The organism is Haloechinothrix salitolerans (assembly GCF_042662605.1).
GTDB classification, from domain to species: domain Bacteria; phylum Actinomycetota; class Actinomycetes; order Mycobacteriales; family Pseudonocardiaceae; genus Haloechinothrix_A; species Haloechinothrix_A salitolerans.
In genome coordinates, this window is the sequence record NZ_JBHSXX010000001.1 from 3,001,473 (window position 1) to 3,016,793 (window position 15,321).

At 67.8% G+C, this 15,321-nt stretch carries 13 protein-coding genes; 3 read left to right on the forward strand and 10 right to left on the reverse strand.

Annotated elements, in window-relative coordinates:
- Positions 1-91 precede the first annotated feature (91 nt).
- The gene (locus ACFQGD_RS14240) at positions 92-799 is read left to right on the forward strand and encodes an SRPBCC family protein (RefSeq protein ID WP_345398296.1); all 708 of its coding nucleotides are present in this window, start codon (positions 92-94) and stop codon (positions 797-799) included.
- 99 nt (positions 800-898) lie between these two features.
- Here ACFQGD_RS14240 and ACFQGD_RS14245 read toward each other — a convergent pair whose 3' ends face one another.
- The 4 genes from ACFQGD_RS14245 to ACFQGD_RS14260 all read right to left on the reverse strand — a co-directional run bounded on the left by ACFQGD_RS14245 (position 899) and on the right by ACFQGD_RS14260 (position 5,575).
- On the reverse strand, positions 899-1,882 hold the full coding sequence (locus ACFQGD_RS14245; RefSeq protein ID WP_390221058.1) for a hypothetical protein: 984 nt from the start codon (positions 1,880-1,882) through the stop codon (positions 899-901).
- Between the two features lie 158 nt (positions 1,883-2,040).
- Positions 2,041-4,149, reverse strand: a complete 2,109-nt coding sequence (locus ACFQGD_RS14250; RefSeq protein ID WP_345398302.1) for a hypothetical protein — start codon at positions 4,147-4,149, stop codon at positions 2,041-2,043.
- Positions 4,149-4,457, reverse strand: a complete 309-nt coding sequence (locus ACFQGD_RS14255) for a hypothetical protein (protein WP_345398305.1) — start codon at positions 4,455-4,457, stop codon at positions 4,149-4,151. The genes ACFQGD_RS14250 and ACFQGD_RS14255 overlap by 1 nt, the downstream gene beginning before the upstream one ends.
- A 77-nt stretch (positions 4,458-4,534) precedes the next feature.
- Positions 4,535-5,575, reverse strand: a complete 1,041-nt coding sequence (locus tag ACFQGD_RS14260) for an EamA family transporter (RefSeq protein WP_345398308.1) — start codon at positions 5,573-5,575, stop codon at positions 4,535-4,537.
- Between the two features lie 139 nt (positions 5,576-5,714).
- Here ACFQGD_RS14260 and ACFQGD_RS14265 point away from each other — a divergent pair, with 139 nt between their 5' ends.
- A complete protein-coding gene (locus ACFQGD_RS14265; RefSeq protein ID WP_345398311.1) occupies positions 5,715-6,191 on the forward strand; it encodes an Lrp/AsnC family transcriptional regulator in 477 nt (158 codons plus the stop codon).
- 85 nt (positions 6,192-6,276) lie between these two features.
- Here the strand turns inward: ACFQGD_RS14265 and ACFQGD_RS14270 are convergent, their stop codons facing one another.
- The 5 genes from ACFQGD_RS14270 to ACFQGD_RS14290 all read right to left on the reverse strand — a co-directional run bounded on the left by ACFQGD_RS14270 (position 6,277) and on the right by ACFQGD_RS14290 (position 12,106).
- On the reverse strand, positions 6,277-7,698 hold the full coding sequence (locus tag ACFQGD_RS14270; protein WP_345398314.1) for an ABC transporter ATP-binding protein: 1,422 nt from the start codon (positions 7,696-7,698) through the stop codon (positions 6,277-6,279).
- Positions 7,695-8,561 carry an ABC transporter permease gene (locus tag ACFQGD_RS14275; RefSeq protein WP_345398317.1) on the reverse strand — a complete coding sequence of 289 codons (867 nt, stop codon included), beginning with the start codon at positions 8,559-8,561 and terminating at the stop codon, positions 7,695-7,697. Before ACFQGD_RS14275 ends, ACFQGD_RS14270 begins: the two co-directional genes overlap by 4 nt.
- Entirely contained in the window at positions 8,558-9,529 is a 972-nt protein-coding gene (locus ACFQGD_RS14280) for an ABC transporter permease (RefSeq protein WP_345398320.1), read from the reverse strand. Before ACFQGD_RS14280 ends, ACFQGD_RS14275 begins: the two co-directional genes overlap by 4 nt.
- Positions 9,526-11,079, reverse strand: a complete 1,554-nt coding sequence (locus ACFQGD_RS14285; protein ID WP_345398323.1) for an ABC transporter substrate-binding protein — start codon at positions 11,077-11,079, stop codon at positions 9,526-9,528. Before ACFQGD_RS14285 ends, ACFQGD_RS14280 begins: the two co-directional genes overlap by 4 nt.
- A gap of 169 nt (positions 11,080-11,248) precedes the next feature.
- Positions 11,249-12,106, reverse strand: a complete 858-nt coding sequence (locus tag ACFQGD_RS14290; RefSeq protein ID WP_345398326.1) for a lysophospholipid acyltransferase family protein — start codon at positions 12,104-12,106, stop codon at positions 11,249-11,251.
- Positions 12,107-12,220: 114 nt separating this feature from the next.
- Here ACFQGD_RS14290 and ACFQGD_RS14295 point away from each other — a divergent pair, with 114 nt between their 5' ends.
- On the forward strand, positions 12,221-14,728 hold the full coding sequence (locus tag ACFQGD_RS14295; protein ID WP_345398329.1) for a DNA translocase FtsK: 2,508 nt from the start codon (positions 12,221-12,223) through the stop codon (positions 14,726-14,728).
- A 6-nt stretch (positions 14,729-14,734) separates the two neighbouring features.
- On the opposite strand, the gene ACFQGD_RS14300 is transcribed toward ACFQGD_RS14295, so the two are convergent.
- Positions 14,735-15,223, reverse strand: coding sequence for an amino-acid N-acetyltransferase (locus ACFQGD_RS14300; RefSeq protein WP_345398787.1), 489 nt, complete (start codon positions 15,221-15,223; stop codon positions 14,735-14,737).
- Positions 15,224-15,321: the final 98 nt, after the last annotated feature.

The following is a 15,321-nucleotide window of genomic DNA, read 5'->3' on the forward strand; positions in this document are numbered from 1 at the left end:
TCGTTCCGTGGTGTGAAGGGCTTCTTACTCGCGTCGATGTGAGTAAGAAGCCCTTCACACCACCCCTTACCGCTGGCAGAGAGGAGGCACCGTGCAGCTTGAGCACGAGTTCGCGGTGGACGCGCCGATCGACGAGGTATGGCAGGCGCTGCAGGACCCGGAGCGGGTGGCGCCCTGCATGCCGGGGGCGTCGCTGACCGGCGTCGAGGGCGACACGTTCACGGCGAAGGTGAAGGTCAAGCTCGGCCCCGTGATGATGCAGTACAAGGGCACCGGCGAGTTCGTCGAGAAGGACGAGTCGGCGCACAAGTTGGTCATCAACGCATCCGGTAAGGATGTGCGCGGCGCTGGCACGGCTTCGACGAGGTCTACCGTGACGTTGACCGGCAACGGCGACCGCACGACGGGAACCGTGGTCAGCGACGTGAAGGTGACCGGCAAGCCAGCGCAGTTCGGCCGGGGCCTGATCTCGGAGGTCAGCGGTCGGCTGCTGGCGGAGTTCGCGGCGAACCTCGCGGGCGAGCTGGCTCCGGCGAAGGCGGCGACGACAGGTGTCACGGGTGCCGCCGCGACGACGGAAGCCGCAACGGACACGATGGCCGCCGAGGAAGCACGCGAGTCGGGCGAGCCAGGTGAGGGCGTGGCGCCGGGGGAGCAGGTCGCGCCAACGGAGCGGGAACCGCTCGACCTGATGGGTGTCGCCGGTGCCCCCGTGCTCAAGCGCGTCGCACCGGTCGTGGCGATCGCCGCCGCGATCATCGCCATCGTGGTGATCGTGCGGGCCTGCGGCAAGAGCTGACGACGCTCGGCGGGGTGGACGCGCGTGTGCGTGCACCCCGTCGACGTCGACGCGTTCGTGACCACGATGCACCCGATGCTCCGGGATCAACAGCGTGCGCTACGACGTCACCGGGCAGCCGTCGCGTTGCGCCTGGGCACGCACCCACTGCGCGAACAGCTTCTCGTACTCGGCGCGGGTGACGGTGTGTGGCGCGTACGCGCCGACGTAGACATGCGTCTCGTCGCCACAAGCCCGCTTGAGCCGCATCTCGTTGTCTTTGTTCTTGTTCTGCGCTTGGTTGTCCGCGTGGTATCCCTTGCCTCCGAAGCGATTCCACGGCTCGACGTTGTGCAGCAACTCCTGGGACTTCGTGAGGTCGTAGTCGGCTGCTGCGTTGCCAGTGATCCGGGAGAACCCCACGCGGGGACCCAGTAGATACGCTGGTTCGTCCTCGTTCACCGGCGGATCGACGCGCGGGTCACGCTTACGCCAGATCTGGCATGCCGTGGATGGGAACGCATCTCCGGGAGATTCCCAGACGTTCCATGTCGTGCTGTCTTTCGCGTCGGGCAGCACCGCACTGAGTTGGTCTGCGGTGAACGTGTCACATGGTTGATCGTCTTGAGCCAACGGCTGCGGCGTTGGCGGCGCCTCAGGAAGATCGGGCAGGCGGTAGGGATCCCCTTCGCACGCCATGGTTTTCCGGATCGCGTTCGCAGCCGTGACATAGATCGTGGCGAGCTGGTGATAGCTCGGCACATCGCCGTCTGGGTAGTCGGAGTTAATGCTCGTGGTCAATGCGAACGCTGACCCGGGAGTTTGGAACCGTCCTGACTGGCACGAAAAGGTCAGGTATCCACCTTGGGAGAGGGGTTCCTTCTCCCATGACCGATGCACGGCGCCGTCGAGTCCCTGCCCTAGCGAGACGGTGTCTGGCCGACTGATCTCAATGCCGGTCGTGGCGAGATCGTCGCTGAGCTTGAGGGCGAGTGTTCCTTTGCTTGGCCAGGAGAACGTGCATTCCCACGTTCCTTGTTTGAGCTGTTCCACGATGGTGTCATTGGGAATCTCGCGTAGGCCGGTGAAGGTGTTGACTCGCATTTCGGGCAGACGAACCGTCTCACGCAACGCGGTCGCGTCTATCACGCCACATTCAGTGGAGCTTCCTGATGCCGTCTCATCGGCGGAGGAATCGCAGCCAGCGATGAGACTTGCGGTGAGTGCGGTGATCGCACAGTAGGTAAAGACACGTGCGCGCATCATGCTCCGCCTGACTGACTGAGTCGTGCATGAGCGGCACCCTCGTCGTAGGCGCCTTCGATATCTCCAGCGAGTTGATCGAAGGTGGCATGATCCCGCAGCCAGATGCTCAAGGTTCCCCGCTGCTCTGCGGTCATCTCGTTGAACGGGATGGGCTCGTTGCCTCGCATGAGCGATTCCGGAACATCTTGTCCGTGCAATTGATAGTTCCAGATGTAGTTCTTGGCGACTTCTTTGAGGTCTCGTCGTGAGTCATCGAACACACCACTCTGGTCTGCTATGGCGTTCTCGCTGTAGTCAACCTTCGCGCTTTCGACCAGGTGGTCCACGAGTGGTCTGGTGACGTCGTCCGCTCCGGGGACAGCACCGAGCGCGTGGTCAACGGCGAGACCGCCGATCTGAGCGATAGCGTTGACTCGATTGTTGTAGTCTTCCTGCTTTTCCTCCCACTCCTGGCCGAGGGCTTCGGCTCGTCCCGCGTCGAGTTGCGCCATGAGACCGCCCATTTTCTTTGCCTCGTTGACGAGTACGTCCGCGTTACCCGCTTCCGCGGCGGCGTGCATGTTCGCGACCGTGTAGGCGCGTTCGGCGTTCGCTAGTCGCGCGTACGCTTCCGGGCTGTGTGCGAGGTCGCCGATCACACGGTTGAGAGCCGCGTCGGTCGCGGGGTCGAAGTTGACGTTGTCCGCGCCACCGAAGGCGTCGTGTACCTGGCCCATGTGGCCTTGCAGCAACTGGCCCATGCTTTCTCGCGCTTGGTCGTTGACGAGGCCGACAGCATCGGCGGAGCGATCGCCGGCGTGTTGAACAGCGTGCTCGAAAATCTCGGAACGCGGAGAGCCTGGGTCGGCTCCACGGGTTGCTGCGTCGATCGCGTCGATGACGTGAGCCTGCCCTAGCTCTTCGTGACCATGGGCGCCGTTGCGATCAAGCATGTAATCGATCCGCTCGGTCTTCTGGGAGAAGAAGTCTGTCGCCGCAGCGGGGTTCTTCTCCAGCGCGACCATGAGACCGTCGAGCGGGTTGGGGTCAACCTTGGCGTCCGTGGCGACCTTGAACACGTCGGGGTCGTTCTGCTCCATGGCGTACATGTCGTCGCTGACGACGTCGAGGAACTCCTCGGAAAAGGTGCCGTTGCGCAACACACCGCCGATCACCTGGTATCCGGTCACCGGATCGGTGACGGCGCTTCCGCCGAACGTTTCTTTGCCTGCCGCCCTGAAGTCCTGCATCCAGCGGGAGTCGGCGGACATGTCGACGTGGAAGGCGGAGTCGGGATCGGTTGCCATCGCCAGCGCTCTGCCCAGCTCGGTGTGAATCGCGTCGAGTTCGTCAGCATGGCTACGCCCAGCTCCGGAACGAGCAAAACCCTCGTCCATCCCGCGCAACCCGGCGAGCCGTTCCAAGGCCTCCACGGTGCCCTTGCCGCCGAGTTGGTTGAACAACGCTGCCGCGAATTCAGGGTTGTCCGCGTTGTCTCGCAGCAGCGTCGGCAGCTCGTCGGACATGTCATTGAGGGAGCCTTCTTGCAGGAGCCGTGCCGCATGGTTGGCGTCCTTGATGGCGTCCCGGTACTGGGTGCCGACGTCGTGCGCGTCCAACGTTTCGTCCGCGAGCGCGTCACGTATTTCGACCGAGCAGTCGACGTCGCGCTGTGTCGCTTGCTCAAGGACGCGCCGGATGTCGGCGGCGATTTCCTCCGCGAGCTTGGGCCGGTCGGGGTTGTTCTCCTGGACTTGCGCCGACACCGTGACCTGCCCGGTGTCACTGACCTCCGCGCCCGTCGCGCGGGCCTCGGCGACGATGCCCGTGAGGCGTCGTTGAAACCCCTCTAGATCGGAGGCGTACTGCGTCAGGATCTTGGGTACTGCCTCGATCTGGTCCGCCGCGCGGTTCAACGCCAGTTGCAGGTCCATCATCGGCACCTGTGCGGCATCGGCGGCGGCGCCACCCCAGATCCCGGAGGACGACGTGTCCTTCAGCGGCTGTGCGACCTGGTTCCAGTAGTCGACGGCGCGGTCGCGCACGTCCTCACCGAAGGCTCGGAGCGCATCCGCGGCGGCGTTGTATCCGGCAGGTCTCGCTTCCATCAGATCGGCGAAGTCCATCAGAGGTCCTTGCCGTAGCGAGCGAAGAGATCGGTGTTGGTGTTCTCGATCTCGTCCCAGGTCGCGATCGCGTTGTTCAGGTCCGTGGCGAAGCCGGTGAGCTGCTTGCCCAACAGGTCGTAGTTCTCGACCCACTTGTCGAAGCGGACGCGCAGCATTTCCGCCGTCGGGCTGCCCTCATTGCCCGGCATCGCCTCGGCGACGCCGTTGGCCGCGCGTGTCACCGCATCGGGATGCCCCTCGGCAATGGCATCCACTTTCCGCGCCACCGACCGCAAGCTCTCCAGGTCGACATGGCTGTCGCTCATCGCTACCCCACGTGCCGTGTCCGTCCAGTAGCGAACGGTAGCAGCCCGCTACCGCGCACGTGGGCGGTTTCGCTCACTCACATGGGTCGGTGCGTGCTGGCCGCTGGTGCGTCCGGCGACGGCTCAGGCAGCGGCTCGGCCGGGGTCCCCGACTGCGCCCGCCCCGACTGGAGCTGCACGATCGTCGCGCCGGTCAGTAGCACCGCCGCGCCTACCAACTGCACCACCGCCAGTGCCTCGCCGAGCAACGCCCACGCCATCGCCGTCGCCACCAGCGGCTCGCACAGCCCGAGCACGCTCGCCACCGACGCGGGCAGGTAGCGCAACGCCGTGATGCCCGCGAGGTAGGCGAGCACCGTCGAGATCAACGCGACCGCGATCAGCAGGACGTACACCGGTGGCTGCCACGGACCGAACGTCGCGGACGCCGTCAGCGCCTCGCTCGGGAACGTCCACGGCGGTGCGACCGCGCACATCGCCACCGCACCGAACACCATGCCCCACGTGACCATTCCCAGTGGATGCCGCGTGCTGACGCCGTGCTCGCCCAGCAGGAAGTACACCGCCGAACACACCGCCGCCGCCAGCCCGGCCAGCAGGCCGAGGGTGTCGAGGCTCAGCCCATCGGTCACCCTGGCGACCATCGCCAAGCCCGTCATCGCCAGCGCGATCCCGGCCCACATCGGCCGAGGCAACCGGACACCGCGCACGAACCGCACCCAGAACGCGATCAACACCGGCGACGTGAACTCCAGCAGGATCGCGACGCCAACCGGCACCCGCGACGCGGAGATGAAGTAGAACAACTGCACCCCGGCGACGGCGAACAGACCGTATGCCACTAGCACCCGCCACTCGCCGGGCCGCACCCGTAACAGCGATGGCCGGAGCAGCGCCACCCCGACGAGCAGCACCAACACCGAGATCACGATGCGCGCCGACGCCACCTGCTCCGGCGACAGTCCCGCTTGCATCGCCGGTTTGCCGATCGTGCCGGAGCTGCCAAAGAACAGCGATGCGGCCAAGATCAGCGCGAGCCCGCGCCAGCGGTGCGCTCGCGCGTCCCGCACCCGCGCAGGAGAGGCTTCGGTTTCGGGCGCAGTGGTCACAGTGGACATCCTCGGGGTTCGTGGGGACGCCCTCGCCGGGCTCGGTGGACTGACGCGAGCCGGGCTGGGGCGGGGACCGCTCTCGACGGTAGCCGGATCACCGCGCGCCGCGATTGAATATTTTCCCACCGGTGCGCAAAATTTTTGCATGCCACGATCTGAGATCCCGCTGGACGACATCGACCACGACCTGCTCGCCGTGTTGCAGCGCGACGCCGACCAGACGTTGGGTGCACTGGGAGAGCAGGTCGGGTTGTCGCCCAGCGCGGTGCAGCGCAGGATCACCCGGCTCAAGAAACACGGCGTCATCGCCCGGACCGTGGTCGAACTCGCGCCCGAAGCGACGTCAGACTTGATCTTGGCAGTCTGCGTCGTCACTCTCGACCGCGAGTCGAACGAACGCCACGAGCGCTTCCAGCAACGACTGCTGAACGCGCCGGAGGTGCAGCAGATCTACATGGTCTCCGGCGACTGGGACTACGTCGTGGTGTTCGCCACACACGGCATGGCGCACCACAACGAGGTCACTGGACGCTTGCTGAGCGACGCGCCGAACGTCCGCCGCTACACGACGTTGTTCGTGCTCAAGCCGGTCCGAACCGGCAACGCGCTACCCACCCGGTGAGTTGATCGGACCTACTCGCGTTGTTGCTCGACAAGCCCGGCGAATCGGACGAAATCGCACAACAGCGCGAGCACACGTGATCAACTCACACGTGAGACGGCGCCGCCTCGCCGAGTCGCACGTGGCGGTCGGCGACCGCCGTGGCCAGCTCGTGGTCGTGGGTCACCAGTAGCAGGGCGCAGCCCGTGCGCGAGAGCTCCGACATCAGGCAGTCCATCGTGCGCTCTTGTGTCAGCGGGTCCAGCCGGGACGTCGCCTCGTCAGCGAACACGAGCGCCGGTTCCAGCAGCATCGCGCGCACGATCGCGAGCCGTTGCAACTCGCCGCCGGACACCTGGCCCGGTAGGCGACCGAGGAGGTCGTCCGGGAGGCCGAGCGTGCCCATCAGCGACTCGACACGTCCTTCCGGCACCTGATGCCCGCGGACGACGTCCCGCATGGCATCCGCCAGCCGGACCCGCGCGGGAAACGAGAGCGCCGGGTCCTGATAGAGCTTCTGCAGCTTGCCGTTCGACACGGCGGCGTGGTGGCGCACGGTGCCTCGGTCCGGCTGGGTGAGCCGCAGCAGGATGTTGCCCAACGTCGTCTTGCCAACACCGCTGGGGCCGGCCAGCGCCCACCGCTCACCGGGCCGGATGTCGAGCGAGACGTCCCGGAACAGCTCGGTGTCGCCGTAGGACTTCGCCAGACCCTCGGCCAAGACCAGCGGCTCCGCCGACGGATCGCTGGCCGGGGCCGCCATCCACTCGTAGCGCCAACGGGAAGGCTCCGCGGCCAGCAGTCGCCGGGTGTAGTCGTGCTCGGGTGCGGTGAGCACCTGGTCGGCTGGCCCTTGTTCGACGACTGTGGCGTCCCGCATCACCAAGACGTCGCCGCCAAGCCGACGCGCGAGCCGCAGGTCGTGGGTGATCGTGATGAGCAGACCGCCTCCCGCGACATGCTCGCTGAGCAGGTCAGCGAGCCGGTCGAGCGCGTCGGAGTCCAGCCCCTTTGTCGGCTCGTCGACGATGAGCACCCTCGCGCCGCCGATCGTGGCGGCCGCGTATGTGACGCGCTGGGCCATACCGCCGGACAGCGTGTGCGGCCACGCGCCCGTGGCGTGGCCGAGACCGAGATGGTCAAGCGCGTCGTCGGCACGCCGGAGCGCGGACGCGTGGTCCTTGCGGAACCCCGGTGAGCCCTCCGCGACCTGCCCACGCACCCGCATCGTGGGGTCGAGCGCGAGCGCGGGCTCCTGCGGCAGCAACGCGAGCTCCGTGCCCCACAGCTGCTTGCGGTTGGCCCGGTCGGCGAGGTCGTAGTGCGCGCCTTCCAGCGTCATCGTGCCGTTGACCCGCAGGCCAGCGGCGATCGTGCCCATGAGCGCGTGGGCTAGCAACGACTTGCCCGACCCGCTCTCGCCGACGATTGTGAGTGCGCGCCCAGCCTCAAGGCTCAGGTCGGCGACGTCGACCAGCGCGTCGTCGCCATGGCGGACGGTTAGCTCATGCAGCTTGAGTTGGCTCATGTCGTGACCTCCGTGCGACGCAGACCCAGGAAGCAGGCCGTAAGCAGGAACAGCACCAGGACCGGCGCGACGGACATCCAGGGCGCGGAGTCGTAGAACGGGAACCCTTCGGTCACCATCAAGCCCAGCTCCGCACGGGGCGGTTTCAGCCCCACCTTGATGAAGCCGAGCGTGGACACGGCGAGGATGCACGTCACCATGCCGAGCGACGCCAGCGTGGTGACCAGCGGACGCAGCTCCGGCCACAGGTGCCTGCGCAGCACGTGCACCGGCCCCAGCCGCAGCAGCGAGGCGGCTTCCACAGCGGGCGAACCGAGCACGAGGCCGCTACGCGCCCGGACCACGCGGAAGTACTCCACCCACTGGACCAGCGCGAGTCCGATGTAGAGCGTCCACAGCGAACCGTCGGCGGCGAGCGCCGCGAACAGCAGCACGACGAGGAGCGCGGGCAACGCGACCAGAACCTCGGAGAGCCCGCGCAGCGCCGCGTCGACCCACCCGCCGAACCACGCCGACGCGATCCCCGCCGCCGTGCCGAGCACCAACGCCGTGCCGACGCACAACGCGGCCAGCACCAGCGACAGCCTCGTGGCGTGCGCCAGCCGGGCGATGACGCTCCGGCCGTAGTCGTCGCGGCCGAGCGGTTCCGCCCAGGTCGGTGGTTCGAGGAAACGCGACAGGTCCTGCGTGGCGGGGTCGGGCAGCATGAGCGGGCCGATGATCCCGAACGCGGCGATCACCACGAGCACCGAGGCCGCCAACACGCGGGAGGCCGACCAGCGGCCAGACGTCTCGGCGATGGCGTCCGGCCGTACCAGTGCGGTGTTCACGTCCGATGGTTCGGACCTGCGAGCAGTCCTCACGCCAGCACCCCCTTACGGCGCGGCCGGGGATCGAGGCCAAGCACGGCGAAGTCCACGACGGTGTTGATGGCTACCACCAGCCGCGCGAGCGCCAGAGCGGCGGCCTGCAGCACCGGCACATCGCGCCAGAACACCGCGTGCACGAGGGCGTGGCCAAGTCCCTGCCAGGCGAATAGGCTCTCCACGACCACGACACCCTCAATCAGAATCACCGCCTGCGCGCCCAGGTATGGCACCAGCACGACGCCGGTGTTGCGCAGCACGTGCCGCACGAGCACGACCCGCTCGCCAAGCCCTTTCGTGCGCGCGAACTGGACCTGTTCCGAGTTGGTGACGTCGATGACCGTGTCCCTGGTGACCCGGGCGATGAGCCCGGAGATCCCCACCGCGAGCGTCAGCGCGGGCAGCACCAGACTCGACGAATTGCCGTGACCCACGGCGGGCAGCAGGCCAAAGTGGACGGACAGCAGCAGGATCAGCAGCAGCCCGAGCAGAAACGGCGGCAGGGCGCGCACCAACGCCACCCACGCCGTGGTGAGGCGGTCGAGCACACCGCCCGGGCGCCGGGCGGCGACCACGCCAATGGTGCCGCCCAGCACGATCGCGATGCCCAGCGCCGCTGCCGTGAGCTGCAACGTGCCAAGCAGGTAGTAGCCAACCTCGGCCAGCACGGGCCGGGACGACACCAGCGAACGCCCGAAGTCGAGCTGCACCAGGTCGAGCAACCAGTCGCCCAGCTGCTGCCAGGCCGACCGGTCGAGGCCCAGCTCGGCTCGCACGGCGGCGGCGGACTCCGCGTTGACCAGATCGTCGCCGTAGCGGCCCGCGGCGATCCGGTAGGCCGCGTCGCCGGGCAGCTGCCGGACCACGAGGAAGCACAACACCGAGACGGCCAGTGCGACACCCAGCCCCTGCCCGGTCCGGCGCAGTAGTACGGACGCGATCAGTCGGCGTCGCGTGTCGCTCACTGCTCGGCCCAGCTCACGTCGGCGACGCGCCAGGTGCGCTCCAGTGGGTCCAGCTCGAAGTTCGCGACGCGGTCGCTCACGGCGGCGTTCATCCGGTACCACGCCACCGGAATCAGCGGCAGCTCCTGCTGGGCGGTCTCGACGATCCGCGTGCGGTACTCCTGCGCCTCGTCGTCGGACGGCGAGTGGAGCAGGCCGTCGACCGCTTTGGTCACCTCGCCGTCGCGCCAGTTCATCACGCCCCAGTCTTCGCCCTGCGGGGCGAAGGTCTCCGCCACGGTGACCAGTGGGTCGGCTACCAGCGCGAAGTGGCGGGCGAACAGCCCGAGCTCGAGGGAGCCGTCCTGGTGCCGGGCCGGGATCTCGCTGGAGTTCGTGACGTCCACCTCGATCTCGACGCCGATCTCGCGCAGTGAGGCCTGGATCGCGGTCGCCAGGGCGGGCAGCTCAGGGCGGTCGGGGTACGTGGTCAGCGTGAGTCGCAGCGGCGTCCCATCTTTCCGCAGAGTGCCGCTCTCGTCTGGCTTCCAGCCCGCCTCCGCCAGCAGGTCGCGGGCCGCGTCCGGGTCGTGCTCAAGCGGCTCCAAGCCGTCCTCATGCCAGGTGCGCAGCGACGGCGGCAGGAGCTGAGTGGCGGCCAGCTCCTTCTCGCGCAGCACCGCGTCCGCCATGCCCGCCCGGTCGAGCGCGAGGCTCAACGCCTGCCGCACGCGCACGTCACCGAGGACCGGGTGGTCGGCGTTGACCTTGAGCAGCAGGGTTCGTGGCTGCAGGCTGGACTCCATCGCGACGCCGTTGGTCGCCGCCACTCGCTCCCTGCCAGCCGGTTCCAGGCCGAACACCACGTCGGCCTGGAAGCTGACCGCCATGAGCGCCCTGGACTCCGCCCTGCCGACGGCCTGGAAGCTGATCTTCTCGATCGCTGGCTGGTCACCACGCCACTCGTCGAAGCGGCTGACCTCGATCGACGCGGGCAGCTCAACGCGGTCGATCTCGTACGGCCCGCTGCCGATGACCTCGGTGACATGACCATCGTCGTACGAGGCAGGGGCGAGCGCCGCCGTGCTGTAGTGCGTCAGTACCGCGGGCAACGTCGGGTACGGCGCCGACAGGTCGAACCGCACCCCGGAGTCGACCGGGACGATCCGCCTGACCGGCGCGTCCGCCAACGGGCTTGCCGCCTCGTCGGCCGCCGCCTCAAGGGACGCCGCGACGGCGTCGGGCGTCACCGGCGTGCCGTCGTGGAACTCGGCGTCCTCCGGCAGCTCGAACGTCCAGCTCCGCATCCCCTTCGCGTCCGACCACGACGTCGCGAGCCCCGGTGTGAGCTCGCCGCGCATGTCGCTGCTGACGAGTGTCTCCACGACCTGGAGGCGGGTGAAGAAGCCGTCGCTGGCCGCCGGTTCGAGGCTGTGCACCTCGAACGGCCCCGCGATCCGCAACGTGTTCGAATCCGACCGTTCGGTGCGCTCACCGCCACTGCACGCCGCGCTCGCCGCGAGCGCCGTCGCCAGTCCCATCGCCACGCCCGTACGCGTGAACCTGCCCATGCCGCCGCCTTCCAGCCAGAAGAGTGAACGGCCGCGAAATTATTGAAAACGGTTGTCGATGTCAACTTATGTGAGATGCGCGACGTCGTGCCGCGGTGCGGTCGCGGTAGCGGCGTGGTGTCGGATGGCGGAGGGTGGTTGGCGGGCGCTGCAGGCGCCGGAACGCCGCTTAGTTCCTCGCCTCCGGATTCGGCCGCCACGGACTGGTGCCGTCGGTCGGGCGAGTCGGGTCGTGGAAGCGAGGGATGTCTGGCTCGTCGCGGCGGAGGCCGACCAGTCCGTCGGTGATGGCCCGCATGATCCGCTTGTGCGCCTGCCACGGCGTTCCCGGCGTCGCGGGATCCAGATCGGACAGCTCGACCGGATCGCCGAAGTGGACCTGGAACGTCGGTCTGCGCACCGGCGACGTCAGCCCGGAACGGGCGAGCGGGAGGACATCGGACAGTCCGGACACCGTCTCGGTGCCCCAGTAGACCGCCTCGTGGGCACCCCACTGGCTGACGGGGATGACCGGTACCCCGGCGGCCAACGCCAGCCGTGCCGCACCGGTTTTGCCGCGTTCCGGCCACAGCCCGGGATCGTGGCTGATCCTGCCCTCCGGATACACCAGCAGCGGTACGGTGCTAGCCCTGAGCGCCTCGGTGGCGTGCGTGAACTGCTCGATCGCGGTCATGCCGCTGCCTCGATCGACCCGCAGGTGCCCGCTTCTACGCAGGGCGGAGCCGAGCACGGGGGCGTCCAGCAGCCCGCCCGCCAGCATGAACCGGGGTGCGATGCCGATGCGGCGGCACGCGGCCATGAGCACAAGCGCGTCGAACACGCCGATGTGGTTGGCCGCGATGAGTAGCGGTTTGCCGCGCAGGTCGTCGTCGATGTCGCCGGTGACGGACAGCGACCCCATAATGTCGACGACGCGTTCGTCGATGGCCAGCATGGTGCGCCATACCGCTGGCGTGTCGTGATATCTGGTCGATCGGCGTGTCCGCTCGTGGTTGTTTCTGCGCAGCGCGACCATGGACAGCAGCATGTCATGCGGCGGAAACCCGGCAGCGAGGGCTGTGAGGCATCACTCCGGGAAATGTCGGGTTGTGGCGCGAGTGGCACACGTGACTGCTGGGTCAATCGGACTACCGTGGAGAGTATGGCGAGCCGGACGGTGACGAAGGGGCGCAAGACCACGCGAGGTGGCACCAACACCAAGCGAAACGGGTCCGCGAGCAAGCGGACCCGCTCGTCGAGCGCGCGTTCGTCGTCCGCGCGCTCGACCAGAGCGGCCAAGTCGACGAGGAAGCGGCAACCGAGCACGACCGCGCGCGTGGTCCGTGGCGGCTGGGATATCACCGCGCGCGGCGTCGGCGGCGTCGCACGCGCCGTCGGCCGCAGCAGGGACCTGGAACCGGAGCATCGCAGGGACGGTCTCGGGCTCGCCCTGATCGCGTTGGCGCTGATCGGTGCTGTCGGCGCGTGGGCCCGCGCGGCCGGGCCCGTCGGCCGGTGGGTGGAGCTGGGATTTCGCACCGTGGTCGGTGCCGGCGCCGTGATCGTGCCGCTGGGCCTCGTCGTCATCGGCATCGTCCTGATGCGCAGTGGGCCTCGCCCGGAGACCCGACCTCGGCGCGTGATCGGCACCGCGATGATCTCGGTGGCGCTGCTCGGCGTGCTGCACATCATCAACGGCAGGCCGCAGAACCTGGAAGGCGTGCAGTACGCGGGCGGCTGGGCGGGCTGGGCCGCTGGTGACGTCCTCGCGCGAGGCGTCACGGCGTGGCTCGCCGTGCCACTGCTGCTGCTCGCGCTGGTGTGGGGCCTGCTGGTGTTCACGGGGACTCCAGTGCGCGAGATTCCCGAGCGGCTGCGGAACTGGGGCCTCACCGAGGAGGAACGCGAGCAGCTGGCGGCCGACCGGCGTGAGCAGGAGGAACGCCGCGCCGAGGAAAGTAAGCTAGCCGCCGACGCGGACGTCGCCAACGTGCGGCTACGCAAGCCCGCCCGCCGCAGGCAGGGCACCGGCGCCAGTGACAGCGAGACCGACTCCGATGAGAGCCCAACCAAGGCGGCGGCCGCCAAAGCGAAGGCCACGGCAGCCGCCGTGCCGGAGGCGTCCAAGCCATCCAACGAGCCCGCGATGACCCCGGTTCGCGCGGTCGAGGGCGACTACTCGCTGCCGCCTCCCACCCTGCTCACCAGGGGAGACGCGCCGAAAACCCGCAGCAAGGCCAACGACAGCATGATCGAGGCCATCACGGGTGTGCTGGACCAGTTCAACATCGACGCGCAGGTCACTGGCTTCACCCGGGGCCCGACGGTCACCCGCTACGAGGTGGAGCTCGGGCCCGGTGTGAAGGTCGAGAAGATCACCGCGCTGACCAAGAACATCGCCTACGCCGCCGCCACCGAGAACGTGCGGCTGCTCGCACCCATCCCCGGCAAGTCGGCGGTGGGCATCGAGGTGCCCAACAGCGACCGGGAGATGGTGCGGCTCGCCGATGTCCTGCAGTCGTCGAAGGCGGCCAAGGACACGCATCCGATGGTGATGGGGCTCGGCAAGGACATCGAGGGTCACTTCGTCACCGCGAACCTGACCAAGATGCCGCACCTGCTCGTCGCTGGTGCTACCGGTTCCGGTAAGTCCAGCTTCGTCAACTCCATGCTGGTTTCGCTGCTGGCGCGGGCCACACCGGACGAGGTCAGGATGATCCTGATCGACCCGAAGATGGTGGAGCTGACCCCGTACGAGGGCATCCCACACCTGATCACGCCCATCATCACCCAGCCGAAGAAGGCCGCGGCCGCGCTGGCCTGGCTGGTTGAGGAGATGGAGCAGCGTTACCAGGACATGCAGGCCAGCAGGGTGCGCCACATCGACGACTTCAACAAGAAGGTACGTAACGGCGAGATCACCGCGCCGCCGGGCAGCGAGCGGCAGTACCGGCCGTACCCGTACATCATGGCGATCGTTGACGAGCTGGCAGACCTGATGATGACCGCGCCCCGCGATGTCGAGGACGCGATCGTGCGGATCACGCAGAAGGCCCGCGCGGCGGGCATCCACCTGGTGCTGGCCACCCAGCGGCCCTCGGTCGACGTCGTCACCGGCCTGATCAAGACGAACGTGCCGTCGCGGCTGGCGTTCGGTACGTCGTCGCTCACCGATTCGCGGGTCATCCTGGACCAGCCGGGCGCGGAAAAGCTGATTGGTATGGGCGACGCGCTGTACCTGCCGATGGGCACCAGCAAGCCGGTGCGGCTGCAGGGTGCGTTCGTCGACGACGACGAGATCGCCGCCGTCGTCAACTTCACCAAGGAACAGGCCGAGCCGACCTACACCGAAGGCGTCACGGCGGCGAAGGCGGCGGAGAAGAAGCCGATAGACGAGGACATCGGTGACGACCTCGACGTGCTACTGCAGGCCGCCGAACTGATCGTGACCTCACAGTTCGGGTCGACGTCGATGCTGCAACGCAAGCTGCGGGTCGGTTTCGCCAAGGCGGGCAGGCTGATGGACCTGCTGGAGACACGCGGTGTCGTCGGGCCGTCCGAGGGCTCGAAGGCGCGCGACGTGCTGGTCAAGCCAGATGACCTGGAGTCCGCGCTTGCCATGATCAGGGGCGATTCGCCGCCGGAAGACACCGACGACACCGAGCAGTAGGCCGGGTCAGAGCGTGAGCAACATCCGGGTGTTGCCGAGCGTGTTGGGCTTGGCGAACGGCAGGTCGAGGAACTCGGCGACACCGGGGTCGGGGGAGCGGCGCATCTCCTCGTAGACCGTGTCCGACACCGGGGTGCCGTGGATCGGCTTGAACCCGAACGAGCCGAAGAACTCCGTCTCGAATGTCAGCACGAAGATGCGCGGCAGGCCCAGCTCGGACGCGGTCTGGATCAGCCGCGTCACGATGGCCTCACCGACGCCCTTCCTGCGGGCGTCGCGATCAACGGCGACCGATCGGATCTCGGCCAGGTCTTCCCACAGCACGTGCAACGCGCCGCAGCCGATGACTCGCCCCGCGTCCTCGGCCACCCAGAACTCCTGGATGTCCTCGTAGAGCGTGACGAGCTCCTTCTCGAGCAGCACGCGACCGGCGTAGGAGTCGATCAGCGCTTTGATGTCGACGACGTCGCTGATCCGGGCGCGGCGGACGGTCATGGCGGGAGGCGGATCATGCTGCGGTGGCACGCCCCACAATCTATCCGTAACTCCATCGTGGCCGGTTGCGACCTGCTTTCGTAATACCTGACGTGCGT

Coding starts and splice junctions, on each gene's coding strand:
- ACFQGD_RS14250 (WP_345398302.1), bottom strand. CDS start 4,149: ATGGACTTCGCCGATCTGATGGAAGCGAGACCTGCCGGATACAACGCC.
- ACFQGD_RS14255 (WP_345398305.1), bottom strand. CDS start 4,457: ATGAGCGACAGCCATGTCGACCTGGAGAGCTTGCGGTCGGTGGCGCGG.
- ACFQGD_RS14290 (WP_345398326.1), bottom strand. CDS start 12,106: ATGCTGCTGTCCATGGTCGCGCTGCGCAGAAACAACCACGAGCGGACA.
- ACFQGD_RS14245 (WP_390221058.1), bottom strand. CDS start 1,882: ATGCGAGTCAACACCTTCACCGGCCTACGCGAGATTCCCAATGACACC.
- ACFQGD_RS14285 (WP_345398323.1), bottom strand. CDS start 11,079: ATGGGCAGGTTCACGCGTACGGGCGTGGCGATGGGACTGGCGACGGCG.
- ACFQGD_RS14260 (WP_345398308.1), bottom strand. CDS start 5,575: ATGTCCACTGTGACCACTGCGCCCGAAACCGAAGCCTCTCCTGCGCGG.
- ACFQGD_RS14270 (WP_345398314.1), bottom strand. CDS start 7,698: ATGAGCCAACTCAAGCTGCATGAGCTAACCGTCCGCCATGGCGACGAC.
- ACFQGD_RS14265 (WP_345398311.1), top strand. CDS start 5,715: ATGCCACGATCTGAGATCCCGCTGGACGACATCGACCACGACCTGCTC.
- ACFQGD_RS14300 (WP_345398787.1), bottom strand. CDS start 15,223: ATGACCGTCCGCCGCGCCCGGATCAGCGACGTCGTCGACATCAAAGCG.
- ACFQGD_RS14295 (WP_345398329.1), top strand. CDS start 12,221: ATGGCGAGCCGGACGGTGACGAAGGGGCGCAAGACCACGCGAGGTGGC.